The organism is Methylibium sp., assembly GCF_013817365.1.
GTDB lineage: Bacteria > Pseudomonadota > Gammaproteobacteria > Burkholderiales > Burkholderiaceae_C > Methylibium.
Genome location: NZ_JACDCU010000436.1, coordinates 1 through 3,308, shown reverse-complemented (window position 1 = coordinate 3,308; position 3,308 = coordinate 1). Strand labels below are relative to the sequence as shown.

Genomic DNA, 3,308 nt, shown 5'->3' with positions numbered 1-3,308 from the left:
GCCAGCGTGTACCAGATCAGGAAGCCAACCGAGCAACTCACGATCAGCATCACGAAAGCGCCGAGCGAGCGAACGCTGGCCTCGCCCATGTCGGCCTGGCCGGCCGAGCGACCCTTGGCCCGCTCCAGGTAGTGCGCCTCGAAGTACAGATAAAACAGCGTCGTCATCCAGGCGAACAGCACGAACACTTCGTACAGGTTGCTGACCGGGATGTGGCCGATGCCCTCGCCGATCTGGTGGCTTTCGTACCAGCGCACCATCGTCCCGACCAAGCCCATGAACACGGCGCCCCAGGCAAGCACCGAGCCGATCCGCTCGGCCCCGGCCGCGCCGCTCTTCTGGAAGAAGCCGAGCCAATAGAACAGCGTGCTCATGAAGAACAGCACGCTCATCCACAGGATCGCGGTCTGGCTGGCGAACAGGTACTTCAGCAGGAAAAGCTGCTGCCCGGCCTCGAGGTCGGCGCCGAAGCCGTCGCTCGTGCCGCTGTACAGGCCGATGGCGAGAAAGCTTGCCAGTGCCACCGCGATCGTCAGCGCGCGCAAGGGGCCCCAGAACCAGCCCAGGCCGATGAGCGACGGCACGGCGCCGGCCAGGATGCCCTTCTCGTAGCCGTCCATGTGCGCGCCGTAGCGGCTGAAGGCGTAGGCGGCGCCGACCACGACGAGCAGCGCGAACAGCCAGTCAAGGGCAGTGCGGCGCACGAAGTAGCCGGGCTGACCGAGCAGCAGGGGCGTGGATTGCGTGGTGGTGTTCATGGCTTCGCCTCGGGCAACAAGGTGGCGCGGATCTGTTCGAACTCGCGGTCGATATCGAGCGTCTGGCGCGTGGAGGACAGCGCGGTGGTGAGCCGGGTGGCGCCGCCGGGCGCATCCTGCAGCCAGATCCACAGCCGACGCTCGCGCACGTAGAGCATGGCGAACACACCGACGATGAGGAACAGGCAGCCCAGGTAGACCAGGGTCTTGCCCGGCGAGCGGGTGACCTGGAACACGCTGGCTTGGATGTGCGTGTAGTCGTCGAGCGCCATCAGCACCGGTGCCGGATAGAAGAACGAATCCGACAGCGACAGCACCGCCTGCGTCATGAAGGCCTGGGTGCTGTCGTCGGGTGTGAGCGGCAGCAGGTCGGCGCGCTCGCGCGTGAGGTTCAGCAACTCGAACAGCGTGCCGCTCATGATGCGCAGCAGCACTTCGGACGTGCGCTGGCGGTCGGCCTCGGGCACGTTCACCTCGAGAAAGTCGGACAGCGCCAGCAGGCCGCCGGTCATCGGCCCCTCGGGCTTGCCCGGCTCGGCGCCGGCAAACAATTCGAGCGCGCGGCGCGCCGACACGGCGAGCTGGCTGGCCATCTCCGGCTTGTCGGGTGCGGCTCGCGTCACATAGCGTTGCACCGCGGCCTCGCGCTGGGCCGCATCGAGAAGGCCGGCACGAAGGCGCATCCAGGTGGCGAGGCTGTCGTCCTGATCGGCCGGAATGCGCAGATAGCTGAACGGCTGGTTGGCGTCTTCTCGCACGCCTGCGAGAAACACGCGCTGGCCGTCGAGCACGACCGGATTCATGTAATTGTTGTACTCGCGGGCCTGGCCGGCGGCGTCGCGCAGCTTGTAGCCGACCGACGGCCCGATGTTCCTGAGCGCCTGCTCGTTCGCGCTCTTCGCGCCGGAGCCGAGGTGCTGCTCCAGGCGGTTGACCAGATCGACCTTGCGCACGTCGGTCGCGCCCTGGGCATCGGCGGCCGCGAGATTCTCGACGTTGATCGTGCGCAGGCCGGTGAACTCGATGGTCATCGGCTTCTCTCCGCCGGGGCTTTGCAGCAGCGTGCCACCGCCGACCTCGCCCGCGAGCTCGAAGGGTTTGCCACCGGCCAGCGGCCAGCCAGTCAACCGCAGCTTCGAGCCGCCGTCCTCGAAGCTCGACTGGTAGATCGTCACGCCGCTGTGCTGAGCCGGCTGGTTGACCTTGATCGTCGTCTCAGTCCTCTCGCCCGTGGCGCGGTCGTGCAGCACCACGTCGCTGGCGAACAGCCGCGGGCTGCCGGTCGGGTAGAACTCGACGATGAACTTCTTGAGCTCGATGTCGAAGGGCAGCGGCTGCAGCACCACGCCGTCCTTCATCTGGATCACCGCGGTGCTGCCGCGCTGGCCTTCGTTCACGCCGATGTTGCCGCGGTAGGTCGGATTGCCGACGTTCAGCACATGCGCCGCGGGCACGTCGGCCAGCATGCCACCTCCTGCAAATGCGGTCTTGTCCTGCCACGCCATCTGCGCGCGCACGATCAGGTCGCCATCGAACAGCCCGCCGATGCACACCAGCACGATCGCCGAGTGCGCGGCGATGTAGCCCAGCTTGTTGGCGGCGCCTTTGCGTGCCGCCACCATCACGCCGCCGCCCTCGCCCTCGCGCACCTCGGCCTTGGCCTTCCAGCCACCGGCCGCGAGCAGCGCGCTCACGTGGGCGAACGTGGCGTCGCGCGAGCCCGGCACCACGCCCTCGGCGCGGTGATGAAAGGCCTTCAGGCTGCTGGCGCGCAGGTGTTCCTTGTAGGTCCGGAGATCGACCAGGATCTTGGGCGTGTTGCGAGCGATGCACAGGCTGGTCGAGACGACGAGAAAGGCCAGGATCAGCATGAACCACCAGGCGCTGTACACCGCGTACAGATCGAGCGCGGCGAAGGCCTGGGTCCAGAACGGCCCGAACTGGTTGACGTAGTTGTTCAGCGGCTCGTGCTGCTTGAGCACGGTGCCGATCACCGAGGCGATGCAGATGATCGTCAGCAGCGAAATCGAGAAGCGCATCGACGACAGCAGCTCGACCGCGTCGCGAAGGCTGCGGGAGCGGGTCGGCAGTTCGATGCCGGTGGTGCTCAGGGTCATGACTCGATTATCCGGGGGGCCGCTGAAAGAGCGTTCAAAGGCCGCAAAGTTCAAGGCCGGCGTGCAGCCGGCCCCGGGGTGTTGAAATTCGCGTGAAACTCCGAGTCGCAACGTGCGAAGAAGTTTGCGTCGAAACCCGCGTCCGGATCAGCGGCGTGGTTCGCGCCGATCAGGCCGCAAAGGCGCGCCAAGACCGCTTCGTGCGCTGCGAGCCGCAGCCTGGGCGGCCTTCGCTGCGGAGTCTCAGCGCAAGCCGGCCGCGAAATCCGACACCGCCTGGATCTCCGCGTCGCTCAGCCTCGCGGCGATGGCCATCATTTGTGCACTGTTCTTGCGCGTGCCGCTGCGAAAAGCGTTGAGTTGTGCGGCCGTGTACTCGGCGTGCTGCCCGCTCATGCCTGGGTACTGCACCGGCACCCCGGCGCCGTTGGGG

Annotated in this window: 2 protein-coding genes and 1 pseudogene; all 3 read right to left on the bottom strand. The window is 66.9% G+C overall.

Annotated features, from left to right (window positions below):
- Window positions 1-758, bottom strand: a pseudogene (locus tag H0W38_RS19230) (c-type cytochrome biogenesis protein CcsB); the annotation flags it as partial.
- Window positions 755-2,875, bottom strand: coding sequence for a cytochrome c biogenesis protein ResB (locus H0W38_RS19225; protein ID WP_292457174.1), 2,121 nt, complete (start codon window positions 2,873-2,875; stop codon window positions 755-757). The pseudogene H0W38_RS19230 and the gene H0W38_RS19225, both read right to left, overlap by 4 nt.
- 243 nt (window positions 2,876-3,118) lie before the next feature.
- A partial coding sequence (locus H0W38_RS19220; RefSeq protein WP_367162425.1) for a cytochrome c occupies window positions 3,119-3,308 on the bottom strand: 190 nt, incomplete at its 5' end.

Coding starts and splice junctions, on each gene's coding strand:
- H0W38_RS19225 (WP_292457174.1), bottom strand. CDS start 2,875: ATGACCCTGAGCACCACCGGCATCGAACTGCCGACCCGCTCCCGCAGC.